The following is an 18200-nucleotide window of genomic DNA, read 5'->3' as shown; positions in this document are numbered from 1 at the left end:
GGCAATGTGTGAAAATCAGAACAATGAGGTGATTCTATGAAAGTAAGTGACATTCTGACGGTGGCCATCAGGCTGGAAGAGGAAGGCGAAAGATTCTACAGGGAACTATCAGAACATTTTAATGGAGAGATAAAGAAGACTTTCCTTGAGCTTGCCGATCAGGAAAGGGCTCACGCGGAAATCTTTAGAAAGATATCAGATCAGGAAAACTGGGATGAGGTGGATTCTTATCTCGCGGGATACGCTTTCTATGAAGTTTTTCCTGACACGAGTGAAATTTTAAGGAGAAAGGATCTAACCTTGAAAGAGGTTCTGGATATAGCCATATCTGTTGAAAAAGACAGCATAATTCTCTACTATGAACTCAAAGGAGGTGATTCTCATGAGAGTGCTCCTCATAAATCCCTACAGCGGTGGGTACTACTACAGACTAGGTGCCGTCTATCCTCCCCTTGGTCTCATGTACATCAGTTCCTCCCTCAAGAGAAAAGGACACAGCGTGGCTCTGATAGACATGAACGTGGAGAAATTCGATCTGGAAAGGTTCAATTTCAGAGATTACGATGTGGTGGGGATATCTGCCGATACTGTGCGGTTTCCCGTTGTGGAAAGGATCGCAGAGAAGGCTAAAGCGCAGAACGTAACGGTGGTGATGGGAGGCCCCCACACGACAGCCTGCTACCATGAGATCCTTCAGAAGGGACTCTGCGATTACGTCGTGCTCGGAGAAGGAGAAAGAGCCTTTTCAGATCTTGTAGAGAGCATAGCGAGCAGTGAAAAATATCCTCTCATACCCGGTGTTGCCTACATGAAGGATGGAGAAGTAATAGCTTTGCCTTCTCGATTTTTGGAGAATCTGGACGATCTGCCGTTCCCCGATAGAGAGAAAGTCCATCTTTATAGAACGAAATTCGCGGGTGAGAGAGCGACGAGTCTGATCACCTCAAGGGGCTGTCCTTTCAACTGCGAGTTCTGCAGTGCTTCTCAGTTCATAGGAAGGAGAATCAGGTGGAGAAGTATCGAAAACGTGATAGATGAGCTGAAAATCTTGAAAAAGTTGGGATACGGATCTGTCATCTTCTTCGATGACAACTTCACGATAAATCCAAAAAGAGTCGTGAATCTGTGTGAGGAAATGATGAGGAAAGACCTTCGTTTCAAGTGGTGGGCGTTTTCGAGGGCTGATGAACTTCTGGGACGAGAAGATATGGTGGAAGCGATGTCGAAGGCCGGTTGTAGAATGCTTTTCATAGGTTTCGAGAGTGCGAACGATGAGGTGCTCGAGGAATACGGAAAGAATTTGAAATCAGATATAGCTTTCGACGTGATGAATCTTTTGAAGAAGTACAAGATAGACGTGTTTGCAAGTTTTGTAATTGGAGCGCTGAAAGACACGAGGAAAACCATAGAGAAAACAGTGAAATTAGCCAAAAAATTGAAGGCCTCCATCGTTCAGTTTTCCATTCTTACACCGTATCCCGGCACCGTCCTTTTCGAAAAACTAAAACACCTGATCTTTGAAAAAGACTGGAGAAAATTCGACGGGACGCACCTGGTTTTCAAGCATCCGAATTTTTCACCAAAGGAGCTGAGGAGACTCTTTATAAAGGCCTACTACGCCGTTTACACGTCACCGAGGCTGATATTCAGACGGGGCATACCGTTCCTTGTACGTCTGCTTTCTCATAGAGAAGCCTACTCTCTCTGAGGAAGGCTGGAAATTTTCTTTCCACCGAGACTCTTCATAACCATGTCGGCCAGAGGGCTCTGCTCTGCGGCGTGTTTCGAATACTCCTGAAGGAGCATTTCTTTGAACCACTTCTCGGCAGTTGTTTCAGGTACGAGATCGTACTTCGGAATCGACTCGTACATCTCCTTGAAGATTCTGTAGAAGAGATCACTCACGAATTCAATGCTCGCGTCCCGCAGATTCTTTATATTAGAAGAAACTCCGTAGACGAACACGCTTTTCACCTCACATGATTATGAGTTCTCCTGTAATGTATCCCGATTCGTAGATCACCTGCAGAATGGCTATGATGTCCTGAGGAGTGGCACCCGCTGCTTTGAGAGCGCTGACGAGATTGGAGATTGTGGCATCTTTATCTCCTATTTTTCCCCCGGTCACACTTATCGTGAAGTTTCCGTAGGAGATCACAAAGTCAGATAGTTTCACATCCCCTCCGAACAGAACGGTTCCTGTTCTTTCGTTCACCACAATTCTTGCCGGAACGTCTGGCTGAACTTCTATCTCTTCAACAAGCGAAAGAAACGTGATGAGGTCATCCTGGAACGCGTTGGGAACGGTCAATTTGATGGCGGATGGATCGATGGCCTTTGCGAGATCCATCTCGAACTTCTCGTTTATCGCCCTCGCCACCCTGGCTGCGGTGGTGATGTCCGGCTGTCTCAGAAGGATCGTCACACTGTCTCCATCGAGCATGTCGGATGGAATGTCCCTTTCCACGATGGCACCCTCTGGAAGATAGCCAACCACTCTGTACCTCTTTTGGAGATTGGAAGAGAGCTTTACGTCTTCTCCTCCGATGATCACGGAACCCTGCGCTACGGCGTACACCTTTCCATCGGCACCGTAGAGAGGTGTCTGGAGGAGATATCCACCTGCAAGTGATTTCGCATCGGCTATGGAAGCGACTACACAGTCTATTCTCATACCTTCTTTGGCAAAAGGAGGAATGTCTGCGAGGACCATCACAAGTGCTGTGTTCTTGGACTTCAGGTCGTTTTCCGAAACCTGAACACCGAACTTTTTCATCATTTCGAGAAGAAGAGGAGAGTTCACGTTACCGGAATCTCCCGTTCCGTTGAGACCAACAACGAGTCCTATTCCAAAGAGCTGGTTGTCACGGGCACCTCTAAAGAACGCTATGTCTTTTATCCTTGTGGTCACAGAGAACGAAAAGGTTATCGTCAGAACTATGACCAGCAAAACGGCCAATCTCTTCTTCATGTTCATCACCTCATGTGAAGAGTCCTGCTAAGAACGCGAGTATCTTGTCGAAGAAACTCTCTTTTCCGGGTTCCTCGCTGAAAACGAGTTTCCCGTTCACCCATATCTCGGAATCTGCAAGCTTGGAGGAATCCACCTCGTTTCCTATCTCTATGTCGTCTGGCCTCACTTTTCCTTTCACGATGATTTCCTGATAGTCCTTGTCCACCTTTATCGTTTTTCTTCCCTCCACCACGAGGTTACCGTAGGGATCGATGTCGACGACCACTGCCGAGATCTTCGCCACGACGGAAGACTGCACCTTTCCACCGCGCTGTCTCTCAGGAGAGTTGTTGTTTATAGGAATGAAGTTGTTGAGGTTGACACCTGCGGCTGCGTTCACAACGTTTCCCAAGATGTTCAAAAGGGTTTTCTGGATCTCGAGACTTTCCCTCTCCGAAGACACGTTGTTGCTTTCCCGGATCACGATGGTGAGGATGTCTCCAACCTTCGAGGCTTTCTGTATGGAAAGGAGATTTTTGTACTCGGATTCGCCCGCAGAGTTCCAAATTGAGAAGGGGAAAATGCTTGTTACGAAAACGATCAACAGCACGATTGATATCTTTTTCACTCTACCACCTCCAGAATTCTCAATACAGGTCCTCTCTCAACTCTTCCAAAGACGTATTTTCTGCTCTCTACGTTCATCGCCCTCACCGTTTCACCGAGATAGCCGTTTTCCAAAACCTCAACGAACGTTGTTACCTTTATGCTGCCCATGTCCACGTAAGCTGGAACCACCTGGCCTTTCACCACGTCGGGGGGATCTTTCACCATGTCCGCAGTCAGAACGGTTCCCTCTTTCAGGTATCTTCTGGATATCTTTCCGACCACCTCTGAAACGTCGAAGAACGGCTCTCCATAGATCTCGAACACGTTTTTCTTTTCCAGTCTCACGTCTTCTTCCTTTATCACATCGCCCACATTTATATTTCTCTTCAGAACCACCACATTCCTTTCTTTGCGTAGCAACATGTTGAGGGTCACGTATGTTTCCGGAAACCTCAGAAAGACGCTGAAGAGATTTTTCGAGATTTTCGTTACTCTGATCGTTTGAGGTTCAAATTTCTCCGGCAGAGTTCCAAAGGTCTTCACCACGAAGGCTTCGAAGTCTTCTGTTTCCGCTTTCTTTCCTATCTCTTCGAAAACAGTGTTTTTGAGACTGCTGGATCCTTCCACAGTTATTCTCACGCTTTCTGGACCTGTGAAATCGTACTCTGGAAATTTTGTTCTGAGGAGATCTCTGGTCACGAGATATTCGAGCCCGGGCAGGAGAATCATCAGGCTCTTTTCAGATTCTACCTTTTCGATTGTGATGTCATCTAAGAAAAGAACTCCTGGCGAAGCCAGGAGCGTTTCCTTCAACGTCAGAGTTTCAGAGAAGAGGAAGGAGGAGATGAGCACCATCAGAACCAAAAGGACCTTCATAACTCATCATCTCTTCACGTTCGTGGCTGTTCTGAGCATCTCATCGGCTGTCTGTATAACTCGAGAATTGAATTCGTAGGCCCTCTGTGCTGTGATCATGTCCACCATTTCCCGCACCACATCAACGTTGGACTTCTCCAGAAAGCCTTGCTTTATAGCACCGAAGCCGTCCTGTCCTGGAACACCCTCGATGGGGTCTCCAGAGGCTGGAGTTGCGATATAGAGGTTGTCTCCTATGGATTTCAAACCAGATGGGTTCACGAATCTCACAAGGGTGATCGTTCCAAGTTCCTGTATCGTACCATCCTGGAGTTCGGCGGAGACGATTCCATCGGGAGAAACGTTTATCGAGACGGCGTTCTCAGGTATGGTGATTTCCGGTACCAGAAGAAGTCCGTTGGAAGTGACTATTCTTCCTTCGCTGTCAATCTTGAAGCTTCCGTCTCTTGTGTAAGCGATTCTACCGTCCTGAAGCTGGATCTGGAAAAATCCGTCTCCGGCTATCGCAAGATCAAGCGCGTTTCCCGTTTGCTCGAAGTTACCCAAGGTGAAGATGCGCGTCGTCGCTGCCGTTCTCACCCCGTGACCCACGTAGAGTCCTGTTGGAAGGGATGACGTCGCGGCGGTTGGAGTTCCAGCGTTCTTCACGTACTGATAGAGAAGATCCTGGAACTCTGCCCTCACTTTTTTGTAGCCTGTTGTGTCCACATTGGCAAGGTTGTTCGCTATGGTATCAAGTTTGAACTGCTGTGCTGACATCCCCGTTGCCGCAGAGTAAAGCGATATCATCATTGCTCAACACCTCCGGTTCATTTCAGACTGGCGAGTGAATTGATCAGCTTTCCGTTTAGTTCGTCGTTCACTGTCACAGCTCTCTGCGATAACTCGTAGTGTCTCATCGCTGAGATCATATCCACCATGGCTTTCAGGGCATCCACATTTGATTTTTCTACGTATCCCTGCATAATCCTAAAGTTCTCCGAAGGTGATGGGTTTTCACCTGTGAAGAGTGTGTTTCCAAATTTTTCTGGGTTTTCCAGATTGTACACACCGATCCTGGTGACAATGTTTCCATATGCGTCTCTCACGTAGCCCTCTTCGTCCACGGTGAAATCATCGAAGAATCTGACTCTTTCACCGTTTTCATCGAGGAGATAGCCTCCGTAATTCGTAACGATGTATCCCTCGCTGTTCACAGTGAATTCCCCGTTTCTTGTGTAGTACTCTCCGCCGTTGAATTCTATTCTGAAGAATCCTTCTCCATTTATCGCGAGGTGGTAAGGAACGTCTGTTTTCTCAACGGGACCCTGGGAGAGATCTGTTCTGACCTCGTCGAGAACGGTAGCGTACTCCAGAGGACCGATCGGCACTTTTTTCGTTCTGCTCTCCACCGGATCTGGTTCTTGCCTGAACACCTCTCGTCTCAGGTAGGCCCTGAAGGCTTCCCGGTCCTGTTTGTAGCCTGCAGTGTCAACGTTTGCCAGATCGTTGGCGATTCTATCGAGTTTGGCCATATCTACAAGCATTCCCATCGCGGCGTTGTATATGCCCCTCGTCATAACATCACCTCGAATAGGTTTCACACACGGTTTTCAGGAGTTTCTCATCTTCGAGGAGAATCCCCGTTCCTCTTGCGACGCAGGTTATGGGGTCGTCTGCCACAATCGTCTTCACGTGTATTTCATCGTATATAGTTCTGTCCAGCCCTCTGAGCAGTGCACCACCGCCGGTCAGACGAATGCCGTTGTTTATGATATCGGCAGAGAGTTCTGGTGGTGTTCTTTCCAAGACGTTCTTGAGCTTTGTAAGAAGCGCAAAAATGATGGGTTCGATCGCTTCTCTCACGTCTTCCGAGCTCACGCGGTCTGTTCTCGGAAGACCCGTCACCACATCTCTTCCCTTTATTTCTATTTCGTAGTTTTCGAAAGCGGGATGTGTTTTTCCTATTCTTTTCTTGATCTCTTCAGCGGTGGATTCTCCGATAATGAGACCGTATTTTTTCCTTATGAACTTCACGATGGCTTCGTCCATCGCGTCTCCAGCCATTCTCACGGACTCTCCCACCACCGTGCCGCCGAGACTGATGACCGCTATATCCGTGGTTCCTCCTCCGATATCCACCACCATGTTTCCCTCTGAAGCCATCACATCTATTCCGGCACCTATCGCAGCTGCGATCGGCTCGGAAACGATGTGAACCCTTCTGGCACCAGCGTTCAAACCGGCTTCGAACACCGCTCTCTTTTCTACCTCTGTTATTTTCGTGGGAACACCTATGATGAGAGAAGGTTTCACGAAGCTGAACCTTCCTATGATTTTCTTCAGAAAGTTTCTTATTATCGCTTCGATCATTCTGTAGTCCGCTATCACACCGTCTTTCATGGGTCTTATCGCTTTGAGGCCTTCTGGAGTTTTACCGAGCATCTTCTTCGCTTCTTCTCCTATGGCGACGATTTCCCCGGTTTTTTCTGAGATCGCAACGACAGAAGGTTCGTGCAGAACAATTCCTTCTCCTCTCTTGTAAACGATTATGGATGCTGTTCCAAGATCTATTCCGATGTCACCTCTTGGCATTTTAAAACCTCCTCGTCATGATATTTCTTCTTCAAAATGTACTTTTCCTAGAAATTAAAAAAATCTGGTGTGCCTGGCGGGACTCGAACCCGCAACCTCTGGATCCGGAGTCCAGCGCTCTATCCGTTGAGCTACAGGCACACCAGTCTACCGTTTTCTTTCAGGTATTTATTCAACTCTTCGCAGTTTTTTCCAGAAATGATCAGGTCGTACTTCTTTTCCCGAAGTTCTCTTTCAACGAAGTATCCATTTTTACTGTAGAAATAAGCAAGAACCGGATTTTTCGTGACCACATCAACTTCTCTTGCTTCGATGTTCAAAGAAGGATCCGGGAACTCGTACAGGAGAACTTCTCCAGTGACTTTTTCCAGAGTCAGATCGACTTTTTTTCTTGGATCTGTGACTTTTTCACATACCGAGGAATTCTCGAAGAAAGACTGAAAAATCAGAGCAGCGCTCACGGCGTCATCTTTTTTCGAGATCCTTTCTCCTATTTTCGTGGTGAGTCTTTCGTCACAGAGATATGTCTCGTACTCTTTTGAAAATTTGAAGGCAACTGCGATTGTTTTGAACGTCTGCTGAGTGTATTTTCCACTCATCGAAAGAGGTAATCCAAAGATTATTTTATCAGGTTTCAGCTTTCTGATGAATTCCTTCAGGTTCTTTGTGGGTATAACAAGACTTTTTTGAGGGAGAATTTCTCCGAATGCGACTCCACATTTCCTTTCTCCGTAATCCACAGCGACTATCACTTTACCACCGTATCCTTGAAAAAGTTGAATATCCACTTCAGATCCTTTGAAAGAACGGAAACCGTCCTTTCGAACTGGGCTATTTCGAGCTCTCTCTCAAGCAATCTCCAAGGTATCCTTTCATCTTCCGAAAAACTCCATCTATCGAAGTTGAACCCGGATTCTTCCAGAAGGTCCAGGTAAATCTTTCTCAAAGTGGCACTGCTCAGATCGTACTCGCTCTCCAAAATCTTCTCCAGTTTTTCTTTGTCTTTCAGATTCATCGCTGTGATCGCTATTTCTTTTAGCTTTTCACGATCCGGAAACAGCTTGTTGAGCTCGTATCGACGCTTTTCAATGTCGGAGGAAGAGTAGCAGAGGTTAACCACCGATTTTCTTCTCAAAAGATCCACTATTTCGTAAATGCTGAGTGGGAAGTCGTAAAAGAAGATATCGCCTTTTATGTGGGTCGGAAGCCCATCGGTGTTGCTTGTGATGATCGCTTTTCGAGCAGAACCGCTCTCCATCAAGCTGATTGCCTTTATTTTCTTTTCCACATCCATGCTTGTGTAGTAAACGACCGCATCTTTGCCAATCTTCCGATAAAGATCTGGTATGAGTTTTTTCTCAGAAACAACCACCGCGAAACTGTGAGCGTCCACAAGAGAACCTAAGTCGAAAGAATTTCTCTGATCGGAGAACAGAAATTTCTCCGGTTCGTCGGTTCTCAGCTCAACGACATCGTATTTTTCCTTTTTCAGAAACTCTTCCAGCTCTGGGTGTTCTATCGAGGCAACGAAGATGAATTTTCCTGGGTGTTTGTCGACTATGTCCAGGAAGTTTTTGACCAGTTCGCTGTCGCGATGCGCCAGAAAATCTTGGAACTCGTTCACCACAAATACTTCAAAATCATCCAGACGGTGTTTCTTCAGAAAACCTGCAAGGGTGAAGAGGACAATATCGCTTTCTTCTTCCTTGGAAAAGGTAGAATTTACAAATCCCAAGTTTTTGGAGGTGTAGTACCTCGAAAGGCACCCCAGAATGTTTTGAGTCGTGGCGTTCGTTAAAGAAACGATCGCCAGTTTTCCCTGAAGCTCTTCCTTTATGGACAGCAGAAGCTTTGTTTTTGATGGGTAAGGTACTTTTATCAGTGTTTTTTCTTCTTTAGGTCTACTCAGTATATGACTCACTTCTCTGTTTTTTACAGAAAGAATAGGCTTTACATCCAGCGAGACAAGATAGTAAGAAATTCCATTTCCCATGGGACGTAGATTCACCACAACGTCTCCTCTGGTGGGAGTTACTGGTAATGTAGAGAGAGAACTCGAGAGGTTCTTGAAATTGTATCCCACAACTTCCAGGTTCTTTTCGCCGTTTTTCAGGTGAAGGAACACGTTGCTACCGTCTTCTCCAAAGAAATGAATCTTTTCTATCAGTACGTCTTTGAAGAGAAGAACAGGTTCCGGATTTCCCTGACCGAAGGGCATGAGTTTTTTTATATCTTCAATGAAGCGATCATCAATATCTTCCATTCTGACTTCAGCATCAACGATCACCTTCTCTTCTCGTCCCTCCAGAGAAATGTTTCTGATGTATTCCCTGAACGATTCCAGTTGGTCTCTTTTCAAGGAGAAACCAACCGCTGAAGAATGGCCACCTATCTCCTCGAATATTTTGAGAATATCTTCGTTGAAAATGTTCATTATGTCATAACCGTTGTAGCTCCTTATGGAACCTTTCGCTATCTTCTCGTCCAGAGAGACGACTGCAACGGTTTTTTCATAACGATTTGCCAGTTTGGCAGCGACTATGCCGATGACTCCCACGTGCCAGTTTTCTTTTGCAACGACTATGACGGGATCTTTCCACAGATCGTTTGTCTCGATTATTTCAATTGCTTCTTTGTATATCGCCCATTCTGTTTTCCTTCTGATGCTGTTCAGCTCCATCAACCTATCCACAACACCGTCCGCTTTCGCTGGATCGTTCATTATCAGTAAATTGAAGGCGTCGTTGGCACTGCCCATACGGCCAGCGGCGTTGAGACGGGGAGCTATTTTGTAACTGATATCGTGCGATGTGAGGTTCTTCAGGCCAAGTCTTTCCAGAAGCCTCTTTAAGCCCACGCGTTTTGTGTTTGAAAGCAGTTCTATTCCTTTTTTCACGAAGTATCTGTTTTCGTCAAGGAGGGAGACCATATCAGCGACCGTTCCAAGAGCTACCAGCTCCAAAAATCTCTCGGGATGGGGATAATTGATCGCCTCAGAAATGGCCTGGACGAGTTTGTAGGTTACACCGACACCCGCAAGATCTCTGAATGGGTAGTTCTCTCCAGGTACTTTCGGGTTCACAATGGCATCGGCGGGGGGGAGGTCACCGTTCACCTCGTGGTGGTCTGTGATGATCACTTTCATTCCGAATTTTTTCGCAAGAGCGACCGAATCCAGTGCGGTTATTCCGCAGTCAACCGTTACAAGACAGGAAACGTTGTTCTCTTTAAAAGTCAAGATGTTTTCCAGCTGAATACCGTATCCCTCTTCGATACGGTGTGGAATATAAACATCAACGCGCCAGCCGTTCTCTTCGAGAAATTCCTTCAATATAACGGTGGAAGTTATCCCATCCACATCGTAGTCTCCGTGAATCAGAACGAGCTCGTTCCTGGACCGGGCTTCAAGCAGGGTTTCAACCGCTTTTTCCATATCGTTGAAGAGAAAGGGATTGTGCTGGTGGGATTCATTGATGAACAGGAAAGCCTCTACCGCTTCTCTGGTGGTGAAGCCTCTGTTCACGAGTATTCTCGATGCAATTTCATTGAGACCAAAATACTGAGAAATCTCTGACACAGCCTTCTCATCAGGCTGTGAAAGTTCCCACTTTTTCATCCTCCGCTTCTCCTTTTCTTTTTTAGTAATTTTACCATATTTCCGAGTGATACAATTTAACAGAAGGGTGGTGATAGCGTGTTTAAAAAGGTTTCAAGGGATCCTGTGCATTCGGAAATATATCTCTATCCACTGGAAATACTAGCCACCGACACGAAAGTGGTTCAGAGGCTTCGCTTTCTTTCGCAGTTGGCAGGGGCGACCGTCGTGTATCCCGGCGCGACTCACACACGCTTTGCACACTCATTGGGAACCATGCACGTTGCCGGATTGTACGCGAGGAATCTTTTCAAAGAAAGCGATCGAATAAGGATAGTGCGTCTTGCCGCTTTGCTGCACGACGTTGGACACGGTCCGTTCAGTCACCAGTTCGACGATGTGGTTTTCAAAAGATACGGTTACGAGGATGGTCACGATGAGTTCAGAAACAAACTCATAACGGAAAAGCTTCCTGAAGAGATGATGAGGGTTTTCAACTCATACAACGAAAGATTGAAACAAGCAGTAATCGAAGATATAAGAGAATCGGTGGGAGAGGTTTCCCTGGAAGACGCCTTTCAGGAGATAGCAAAAAGGGTAGTTGAGGTATACAGAGGAGAGGAAACGGGGAGTGTGGATTTCAACATCATCCAGGGACCGCTGGGAGCCGACAGACTCGACTTTCTGCTGAGGGACTCTTACTACAGCGGAGTGGGGCATTTTGCTCCGATGAACGTGGACAGGGTGCTGAGGAATTCCCTTGTCAAAGAGGTAGATGGAAAAGAGATACTCTGTTACCACGTGAAGGTGGTTGACAACATATATTCGATACTGTTCAGCCGATTCATGATGTACAAAAATGTGTATTTCCACAAAACGTCCCGTGCTGCCGATCTCATGATTCAGGAGATACTCTCAAAGGCCTGTGAGATTCTCGATTTGGAAGAGCGCTTGAAAGATCTCGACGAATTCCTCGAATTGACGGATTATTCCATTCTCAGAGAACTCGAACTGAAGGGGGACAGTGAAACGAAGAAACTCGTGGAGCGGTTCAAAAATCGCGATCTGTGGAAGATGGTGGTTGAGCGTCCTTTCTCCGCTGAAGGGTTTGATCCATCTGAACTCAGCCTGTCTGCAGCCAGAAACCTGATCGATAAGATCGTCGAAAACATAGACCGTGTGTTGTCCAGTGTTAACGTAGAGGATTCAGACAAAAGCATTCTCGAAGAGATTCGCGATAACAAAGAGAAATTCTTCAGGATCGACACACCGTACAAACTCACCATCTTTCATCCCGATGAATTTCTCCAGAACAACGTCTTCCTTTACGACCCCAAACATGATGAGATTCTCACAGTGGACGAGTACGTGAAGAAATACCCTGCATACAGGTTGATGGTGAGCAACATGATTCAGATCGTGAGGGTGTACGTAACCGAGGATGTGCGTGAGGTACTCTTCAAGTACGGAGTTATACCGGAGGATGGGAGAAGGGTGATCACAAGATGGTAAGAAAGGCACTCCTTTTTGTAATCGACGTGGCTCTGACGTACTTTGCGGGTGTAGTGGCGCTCTTTTCGAGGTTTGGTTTTGACTTTCAGGAAATGAGCCGTTATGACGAATCCGTGATCGTATACACCGCTGTCTCGGCTGTTGTCTACATTCTGAACGGAAACTATTCCATCGTGTGGGAATACGCTAATGCCAGAGACTTTCTCATTCTCATAAGAGGAAGCGTTATCTCTTATCTTTCCAACCTTGCGTTTTTTTATGTTTACAGGGGAATAGTTCTTCCCAGATCCGTGGGGTTTGCCACCTTTCTTGGTTCGATGGCCCTTCTTGTGCTGAGCAGGATCACATGGCAGTGGCTGACTGTGAACAGGCTAAGAAAAACCTCAGGGGAGAAGAGAATACTGGTCATAGGGGCAGGAGATGCGGGAGTCTCTATTCTCGAAGAATTTGAGAAACACCCCCATTTAGGAAAAATAGTGGCCTTCGTGGACGATTCTCCCAGAAAGATCGGTCGAAAGGTGAGGGGAGTTCCGGTTTTTGGACCAATAGAGAAAACAATGGAATTCGTGGAGAAAATGAACGTGGACGAAATCGTGATAGCTATACCTTCAGCTTCCAGAGCTGAGATGGAACGAATTCTCAAAAGCATCGATTTGAAAAAGGTCAGAGTAAAGACCCTCCCCAGTGTGAGAGAGCTGATAGAAGGACGTGTCAGGATCTCCCATCTGAAGGAAATATCCATAGAAGATCTTCTGGGTCGCGAAGAAGTGAAGGTGGATTTTCATGAAATAGGAAAATTCTTGAAAGGGAAGAAAATTCTTGTGACCGGAGCAGGAGGCAGTATCGGTTCTGAGCTTTGCAAGCAAATAGCCAGGATGAATCCAGCGGAGATCTTTCTTCTGGGCCACGGAGAAAACAGTATATATCTCATAAACGAGTTTCTCACCGAACACTTTCCGGAGGTGAAGAAAAAAAGGATCATAGCGGATGTTGCCGACAGAAAGATAATGGAACACTGGTTGACCCAGCTGAGGCCGGACGTGATCTTCCACGTGGCAGCACACAAGCACGTTCCTTTGATGGAGGAAAATCCGCTTGAGGCTTTCAGAGTGAACGTTCTGGGAACGATGAATCTCGTGGAACTCTCCGAAAGGCTCGGTGTTAAGTATTTTGTTTTCATCTCGACAGACAAAGCGGTGAATCCCACTTCTGTGATGGGCCTCACCAAGAGGATAGCGGAACTCTACATCCTTTCGAGAGAAAAAAACAGCACGAATTTCTCGATCGTGAGGTTTGGAAACGTTCTTGGAAGCAGGGGAAGCGTAGTGGAAAAATTTCGCCGTCAGATAGAAAAAGGTGGGCCTGTAACGGTGACGGATCCACGAATGAAGCGCTACTTCATGTCCATACCTGAGGCCGTCTCCCTCATTCTCCAGTCCCTTCTCTTCTCTTCCGGAAAGGACCTCTTCATTCTCGACATGGGAGAGCAGATACCCATCCTGAAGCTTGTGGAAACCATGATCATGCTCTCTGGGTACACCCCTTACCAGGACATAAAGATAGTTTTCACCGGAATCAGGCCGGGGGAGAAGATGTACGAAGAGTTGCTCTACCCTTACGAGATGAAAGAGTTGACTCCACACTCGAAAATCTTCAGAGTGAAGACATCCGTTCTTCCAGGGAAAGAGAGCGTAGAACAGGCAATCAACAGAATGAAAGAAGCCTTCGAAAACAGCGACGTAAAAGGACTTCTCACCGAAATGAAAAAATTAGTCCCGGAGGCACAAATAAATGTGGGAAGCGATAATTAGTTTCTTCCTGACTTCGGTGCTGTCTGTTTTTGCGAAGAAGACGGGATTTCTCGATCATCCCGACTCCAGAAAATCCCACGGGAGAGCGGTTCCGCCGGTCGGTGGTGTTTCCATATTCCTGACGCTTCTCATCTTCGAAAGAGACAATCCCTTTTTTCTCTTTTCGATTCCCCTGTTTCTTCTTGGACTTCTGGATGATCTTTTCGACCTCTCCTACAGAATCAAACTCGCTGTGACCACTCTGGTTGCTGTCTGGTTCTCTACCGCTGTGACCATAGAGGTCAGTATCTTTGGAGCGAGGATACATCCTGTCTTTTTCGTGATCTGGTTTGTCGGTATGGTTAACGCGTTCAACGTAGTCGATGGATTGGACGGCCTTTTGAGCGGAATATCTCTATTTTCTTCGCTCATGATTGGAGAAAGGTCTCTTGCGTTTTCGATAATCGGTTTTCTTCCATGGAACCTTCCAGACGCAAAGGTTTTTCTGGGGAACAGTGGTTCGTTTCTTCTTGGAGCTTACCTCTCCACGTCATCGGTGGTTTTCTTCGAGGGAGATCTCGGATACGCCACGCTTTTCCTTGGATTTCCGTTCTACGAGATTGTGTTCAGTTTTGTGAGAAGATTGGTTGTAAAGAAAAACCCGTTCTCTCCGGATGAGAAACATACTCACCACGTGTTTTCCAGAAAGATAGGAAAATGGAAAACACTTTTGATCCTCGTTTCCTTTTCACTGATGTTCAATCTTCTTGGACTATCCCAGAAGTTCTACCTCATCCTCCTTTACGTTGTCCTCTGTTGTGTCCTTCTCTTCACCTACTGCGTACTTCAGCGCGGTGATGGCAACCTCAAGCTGTGAGTCATCTGGTTTTGCCGTGGTCAGGTATTGAAGAAGGTACCCTGGAAGATAGAGAAGCTTCACCAGTCCCTTTCCATTGAAGAAGGCTATGACTTTCAGGAGTTCGTAAGAAATCCCCGCTGCGAAGGGAAGAAGAACGAGCCTTGAAACGATCCTCGTCCAGGTGTTCATCTCCACAACGACACCGACCAGACTGAGAAGAAGGATGGCCACTATTAAAAAGATCATCAAAAAGTTGGTCCCGCATCTTGGATGTATCGTCGAATATTTTCTCACATTTTCCGGTGTGAGTTCCTCTCCATGTTCGTAAGCGTGAATTGTCATATGTTCCGCACCGTGGTACTGAAACACGCGTTTTACATCCTTGAACAGTGAGATGATCCAGACGTAGAGGAGAAAGAGTCCAACCCTTATGAATCCTTCAACAAGCGAATAGAGAAACTCTCCTTTTTTCGTCACCAGGAAATTGGTCAGAAAAATAGGTACTACCACAAAAAGACCAACGGCAAGTCCAACAGCTGTGATGAGAGAAAAGAATTTCTCGCTTTCCTTCAGTTTTTCACCGGAAGAGATTTCGGAGGAAAGATTGAGGGCTTTTATTCCAAAGTAGAGAGAAACAAAAAGCGAATAAAAACCTCTCAAGAAAGGTATCTTCGCCCAACCTGGAAACTTTACTTTCCCGAGTTCCCTGACTTCGATGTTCCCATCTGGATTTCTGACAGCAAGGGAAACCTTTCTTGCGATCATAAGCACTCCTTCTATTACCGCTTGACCACCTGCTTTCACGTTCTATCCTCTCCTTTCTCGATCTCTCAAATTCTATGATACAACAGGTGCTATAATTGTTACAGGTGGTGGGAACATGATAGGCGAGCATCCTTACGTGAAATGGGCAATAAGGGTCATAGAGAATTACGTGAGATATGGAAAAGTGATCGAACCCGATGAAAGTGTTCCTGAAGAGCTCTTCAAAAGAAGAGCAGGGGCTTTTGTGACTCTTCACAAAACGGACGGTTCTCTGAGGGGCTGTATAGGAACCTATCTTCCCACAAAGCCGAATCTCGCTCTTGAGATAAGAGATAACGCCATCGCGGCTGCCACTCAGGACCCAAGGTTTCCTCCGGTCTCGCCCGATGAACTCGACGATATCGTTGTGCACGTGGACATTCTCAGTCCTCCTGAACCGGTGAGGGATATCTCCGAGCTCGACCCGAAAAAATACGGTGTGATAGTAGTTAAGGGCTGGAGGAGAGGGCTCCTTCTTCCTGACATAGAAGGTGTGGATACGGTCGAAGAACAGCTCAGAATAGCGAAGCTGAAAGCCGGAATCCCTGAGTGGGACGACGATGTGGAGATTTACAGGTTCACAGTTGAACGCTACAAATGAGGAGGATGGGACATGGAAAGGATGGCTTTGCACTTTGAAATTCTTGAGAATGGAAAAGTTAAGTGCCTTCTGTGTCCGCATGAATGTGTGCTCGATAACGGACAAATTGGGTTGTGCGGTGTGAGAAAGAACAAAAACGGCTCTCTGGTGAGTCTGAACTACGGTGAAGTAACAGCAATCGCTATGGATCCCATAGAAAAGAAACCGCTTTTCCACTTCAATCCTGGTGAGCAGATATTCTCTGTGGGAACTTTCGGCTGTAATTTCAAGTGCGGTTTCTGTCAGAACTGGGAGATTTCGCAAGCAAAGCCAGAAACCAAAAGAGTCACTCCAGAACAGCTTGTCAAGATAGCCCAGATGAACAGAAACTCAAAAGGAATCGCTTTCACATACAACGAGCCTCTTGTCTGGTACGAGTTCGTTCTCGACACGTCTCGTGTGGCTGTGAGAGAAGGTATGTACTGCGTTCTTGTGACCAACGGTTTTATAAACGAAGAACCTCTGGAACTCCTCTTTCAGTCCGTGCATGCGATGAACATAGATCTCAAGGGATTCAACAGAGATTTCTACAGGGAGATCGGGGGAGATTTGGACGTGGTCCTCAGAAACATAGAGAAGGTTTACAACGCAGGAATTCACGTTGAGCTCACCACGCTGATAATTCCGGGAAAGAACGACGACAAAGAAGACCTGAGGAGAGAATTCGAGTGGATCGCTGATCTGGACAAAGACATCCCTCTTCATATAAGCCGCTACTTTCCAAATTACAAGTACACCATACCTCCAACGCCGATAGAAGAGCTCATCGAGATATACGAGATGGCCAGAGAGTATTTAAATTTCGTCTACCTCGGTAACGTGTGGGACGAAAGATACGAGAGCACTTTCTGCCCGGATTGCGGAAATCTTGTGATCAGAAGACAGGGATATGAAGTGGAAAAAGTGGGACTGGATGAAGAAGGGAAGTGCACAAAATGTGGCCGTCAGATAGCAACGATCATCGGGTAACCAGAAGAAACGTCATCATCTTTTCTTCACTTCTTCTAGGTTCTCTTGCGATTCTCTTGGCTTTACTCCTCATCCGAACGAAAGATCAGTATTATGAGCTCAGAGATTTCGCTCTCGGAACGAGTGTGAGGATAGTCGTTTCCTCTCAGAAGATAAATCCCAGAACGATCGCAGAAGCCATTCTGGAAGACATGAAGAGAATCACCTACAAGTTTTCTTTCACGGATGAAAGAAGTGTTGTGAAAAAGATAAACGATCATCCCAACGAATGGGTCGAGGTGGACGAAGAGACTTACAGTTTGATCAAAGCGGCCTGCGCGTTCGCAGAGCTCACAGATGGAGCGTTTGATCCGACAGTAGGAAGGCTTCTCGAACTCTGGGGGTTTACCGGAAACTACGAAAATCTCAGGGTACCTTCTCGGGAAGAGATCGAAGAGGCTCTGAAGCATACCGGGTATAAAAACGTTCTCTTCGACGATAAGAACATGAGAGTGATGGTTAAAAACGGTGTGAAGATCGATCTTGGTGGTATAGCGAAGGGATACGCCCTCGACAGGGCCAGACAGATAGCACTCTCTTTTGATGAGAACGCAACGGGGTTTGTCGAAGCAGGTGGAGATGTTCGTATCATCGGGCCAAAGTTCGGAAAGTATCCGTGGGTGATAGGAGTAAAAGATCCCAGGGGAGACGATGTGATAGATTACATCTATCTGAAATCTGGAGCGGTTGCGACTTCCGGTGATTACGAAAGATATTTCGTTGTGGACGGTGTCAGGTATCATCATATTCTCGATCCTTCAACAGGGTATCCTGCTCGTGGTGTGTGGAGCGTAACGATCATAGCCGAAGATGCCACCACAGCCGACGCACTCTCCACAGCGGGCTTTGTGATGGCCGGAAAAGACTGGAGAAAAGTGGTGCTCGATTTTCCAAATATGGGAGCTCATCTGCTGATAGTTCTTGAAGGAGGAGCGATCGAAAGGTCTGAGACCTTCAAGCTGTTCGAAAGAGAGTGAAAA

The 18200-nt window shown here is 46.5% G+C and carries 17 protein-coding genes, 1 tRNA gene and 1 pseudogene; 8 read left to right on the top strand and 11 right to left on the bottom strand.

From position 1 onward, the window contains the following. Nucleotides 1-36 precede the first annotated feature (36 nt). Together CELL2_RS09150 and CELL2_RS06475 are read left to right on the top strand one after the other, a co-directional pair. Nucleotides 37-330, top strand: a pseudogene (locus tag CELL2_RS09150) (ferritin family protein); the annotation flags it as partial. Between the two features lie 52 nt (nucleotides 331-382). Then, the gene (locus tag CELL2_RS06475) at nucleotides 383-1708 is read left to right on the top strand and encodes a B12-binding domain-containing radical SAM protein (RefSeq protein WP_038034575.1); all 1326 of its coding nucleotides are present in this window, start codon (nucleotides 383-385) and stop codon (nucleotides 1706-1708) included. Here CELL2_RS06475 and CELL2_RS06470 read toward each other — a convergent pair. From CELL2_RS06470 to recJ, 10 genes are all read right to left on the bottom strand, one after another. Next, entirely contained in the window at nucleotides 1696-1965 is a 270-nt protein-coding gene (locus CELL2_RS06470; RefSeq protein WP_011943754.1) for a rod-binding protein, read from the bottom strand. The two genes, CELL2_RS06475 and CELL2_RS06470, sit on opposite strands and share 13 nt — an antisense overlap. 10 nt (nucleotides 1966-1975) lie before the next feature. After that, the gene (locus CELL2_RS06465) at nucleotides 1976-2971 is read right to left on the bottom strand and encodes a flagellar basal body P-ring protein FlgI (protein ID WP_011943753.1); all 996 of its coding nucleotides are present in this window, start codon (nucleotides 2969-2971) and stop codon (nucleotides 1976-1978) included. A 10-nt stretch (nucleotides 2972-2981) separates the two neighbouring features. Further along, nucleotides 2982-3581, bottom strand: coding sequence for a flagellar basal body L-ring protein FlgH (locus CELL2_RS06460; protein ID WP_011943752.1), 600 nt, complete (start codon nucleotides 3579-3581; stop codon nucleotides 2982-2984). Continuing rightward, nucleotides 3578-4438, bottom strand: coding sequence for a flagellar basal body P-ring formation chaperone FlgA (flgA, locus tag CELL2_RS06455; protein WP_038034576.1), 861 nt, complete (start codon nucleotides 4436-4438; stop codon nucleotides 3578-3580). The genes CELL2_RS06460 and flgA overlap by 4 nt, the downstream gene beginning before the upstream one ends. A 6-nt stretch (nucleotides 4439-4444) precedes the next feature. Beyond that, nucleotides 4445-5230 (bottom strand): flagellar basal-body rod protein FlgG, encoded by a 786-nt coding sequence (gene flgG, locus CELL2_RS06450; RefSeq protein ID WP_012311011.1) that lies wholly within the window; start codon nucleotides 5228-5230, stop codon nucleotides 4445-4447. Between the two features lie 17 nt (nucleotides 5231-5247). Further along, complete coding sequence (gene flgF / locus CELL2_RS06445) at nucleotides 5248-5997, bottom strand: flagellar basal-body rod protein FlgF (RefSeq protein WP_011943750.1); 750 nt, start codon at nucleotides 5995-5997, stop codon at nucleotides 5248-5250. A 4-nt stretch (nucleotides 5998-6001) separates the two neighbouring features. Beyond that, nucleotides 6002-7012 (bottom strand): rod shape-determining protein, encoded by a 1011-nt coding sequence (locus CELL2_RS06440; RefSeq protein WP_004081933.1) that lies wholly within the window; start codon nucleotides 7010-7012, stop codon nucleotides 6002-6004. A 65-nt stretch (nucleotides 7013-7077) separates the two neighbouring features. Further along, a tRNA-Arg gene (locus CELL2_RS06435) sits at nucleotides 7078-7153 on the bottom strand. After that, nucleotides 7144-7800, bottom strand: coding sequence for a RuvX/YqgF family protein (locus CELL2_RS09145; RefSeq protein ID WP_128080960.1), 657 nt, complete (start codon nucleotides 7798-7800; stop codon nucleotides 7144-7146). Before CELL2_RS09145 ends, CELL2_RS06435 begins: the two co-directional genes overlap by 10 nt. After that, nucleotides 7761-10628, bottom strand: a complete 2868-nt coding sequence (gene recJ, locus CELL2_RS06425) for a single-stranded-DNA-specific exonuclease RecJ (RefSeq protein WP_038034580.1) — start codon at nucleotides 10626-10628, stop codon at nucleotides 7761-7763. The genes CELL2_RS09145 and recJ overlap by 40 nt, the downstream gene beginning before the upstream one ends. 78 nt (nucleotides 10629-10706) lie before the next feature. Between recJ and CELL2_RS06420 the strand changes: the two genes are divergently transcribed. From CELL2_RS06420 to CELL2_RS06410, 3 genes are read left to right on the top strand one after another with little or no spacing between them, the layout of a single operon-like run. Next, nucleotides 10707-12119: an HD domain-containing protein gene (locus CELL2_RS06420; RefSeq protein ID WP_012311013.1), complete on the top strand. Its 1413-nt coding sequence runs from the start codon at nucleotides 10707-10709 to the stop codon at nucleotides 12117-12119. Beyond that, nucleotides 12113-13930 (top strand): nucleoside-diphosphate sugar epimerase/dehydratase, encoded by a 1818-nt coding sequence (locus tag CELL2_RS06415; protein WP_011943746.1) that lies wholly within the window; start codon nucleotides 12113-12115, stop codon nucleotides 13928-13930. Before CELL2_RS06420 ends, CELL2_RS06415 begins: the two co-directional genes overlap by 7 nt. Beyond that, complete coding sequence (locus CELL2_RS06410; RefSeq protein ID WP_038034586.1) at nucleotides 13911-14786, top strand: glycosyltransferase family 4 protein; 876 nt, start codon at nucleotides 13911-13913, stop codon at nucleotides 14784-14786. The genes CELL2_RS06415 and CELL2_RS06410 overlap by 20 nt, the downstream gene beginning before the upstream one ends. Here the strand turns inward: CELL2_RS06410 and CELL2_RS06405 are convergent. Then, nucleotides 14682-15572 (bottom strand): DUF1385 domain-containing protein, encoded by an 891-nt coding sequence (locus CELL2_RS06405; RefSeq protein WP_004081944.1) that lies wholly within the window; start codon nucleotides 15570-15572, stop codon nucleotides 14682-14684. The genes CELL2_RS06410 and CELL2_RS06405 overlap by 105 nt on opposite strands. A gap of 76 nt (nucleotides 15573-15648) precedes the next feature. Here CELL2_RS06405 and amrA point away from each other — a divergent pair, with 76 nt between their 5' ends. The 3 genes from amrA to CELL2_RS06390 are packed head-to-tail and all read left to right on the top strand — an operon-like array spanning nucleotide 15649 to nucleotide 18197. Beyond that, nucleotides 15649-16173: an AmmeMemoRadiSam system protein A gene (gene amrA / locus CELL2_RS06400; RefSeq protein WP_004081947.1), complete on the top strand. Its 525-nt coding sequence runs from the start codon at nucleotides 15649-15651 to the stop codon at nucleotides 16171-16173. A gap of 12 nt (nucleotides 16174-16185) precedes the next feature. Then, nucleotides 16186-17181 (top strand): AmmeMemoRadiSam system radical SAM enzyme, encoded by a 996-nt coding sequence (amrS, locus tag CELL2_RS06395; RefSeq protein ID WP_004081949.1) that lies wholly within the window; start codon nucleotides 16186-16188, stop codon nucleotides 17179-17181. Next, entirely contained in the window at nucleotides 17148-18197 is a 1050-nt protein-coding gene (locus tag CELL2_RS06390) for an FAD:protein FMN transferase (RefSeq protein WP_004081951.1), read from the top strand. The genes amrS and CELL2_RS06390 overlap by 34 nt, the downstream gene beginning before the upstream one ends. Nucleotides 18198-18200 lie beyond the last annotated feature (3 nt).

Source organism: Thermotoga sp. Cell2 (assembly GCF_000789375.1).
GTDB classification, from domain to species: Bacteria; Thermotogota; Thermotogae; order Thermotogales; family Thermotogaceae; genus Thermotoga; species Thermotoga petrophila.
The sequence above is the reverse complement of the archived record's forward strand: the minus strand, read 5'-3'. Positions and strand labels throughout refer to the sequence as shown.

Bases quoted from the DNA above. Each gene is read 5' to 3' on its own strand.
- amrA (WP_004081947.1), top strand. From the start codon at position 15,649: ATGATAGGCGAGCATCCTTACGTGAAATGGGCAATAAGGGTCATAGAG.
- CELL2_RS06415 (WP_011943746.1), top strand. From the start codon at position 12,113: ATGGTAAGAAAGGCACTCCTTTTTGTAATCGACGTGGCTCTGACGTAC.
- CELL2_RS06465 (WP_011943753.1), bottom strand. From the start codon at position 2,971: ATGAAGAAGAGATTGGCCGTTTTGCTGGTCATAGTTCTGACGATAACC.
- CELL2_RS06475 (WP_038034575.1), top strand. From the start codon at position 383: ATGAGAGTGCTCCTCATAAATCCCTACAGCGGTGGGTACTACTACAGA.
- flgF (WP_011943750.1), bottom strand. From the start codon at position 5,997: ATGACGAGGGGCATATACAACGCCGCGATGGGAATGCTTGTAGATATG.
- recJ (WP_038034580.1), bottom strand. From the start codon at position 10,628: ATGAAAAAGTGGGAACTTTCACAGCCTGATGAGAAGGCTGTGTCAGAG.
- CELL2_RS06410 (WP_038034586.1), top strand. From the start codon at position 13,911: ATGTGGGAAGCGATAATTAGTTTCTTCCTGACTTCGGTGCTGTCTGTT.
- flgG (WP_012311011.1), bottom strand. From the start codon at position 5,230: ATGATGATATCGCTTTACTCTGCGGCAACGGGGATGTCAGCACAGCAG.
- CELL2_RS06390 (WP_004081951.1), top strand. From the start codon at position 17,148: ATGTGGCCGTCAGATAGCAACGATCATCGGGTAACCAGAAGAAACGTC.
- flgA (WP_038034576.1), bottom strand. From the start codon at position 4,438: ATGAAGGTCCTTTTGGTTCTGATGGTGCTCATCTCCTCCTTCCTCTTC.
- CELL2_RS06440 (WP_004081933.1), bottom strand. From the start codon at position 7,012: ATGCCAAGAGGTGACATCGGAATAGATCTTGGAACAGCATCCATAATC.
- amrS (WP_004081949.1), top strand. From the start codon at position 16,186: ATGGAAAGGATGGCTTTGCACTTTGAAATTCTTGAGAATGGAAAAGTT.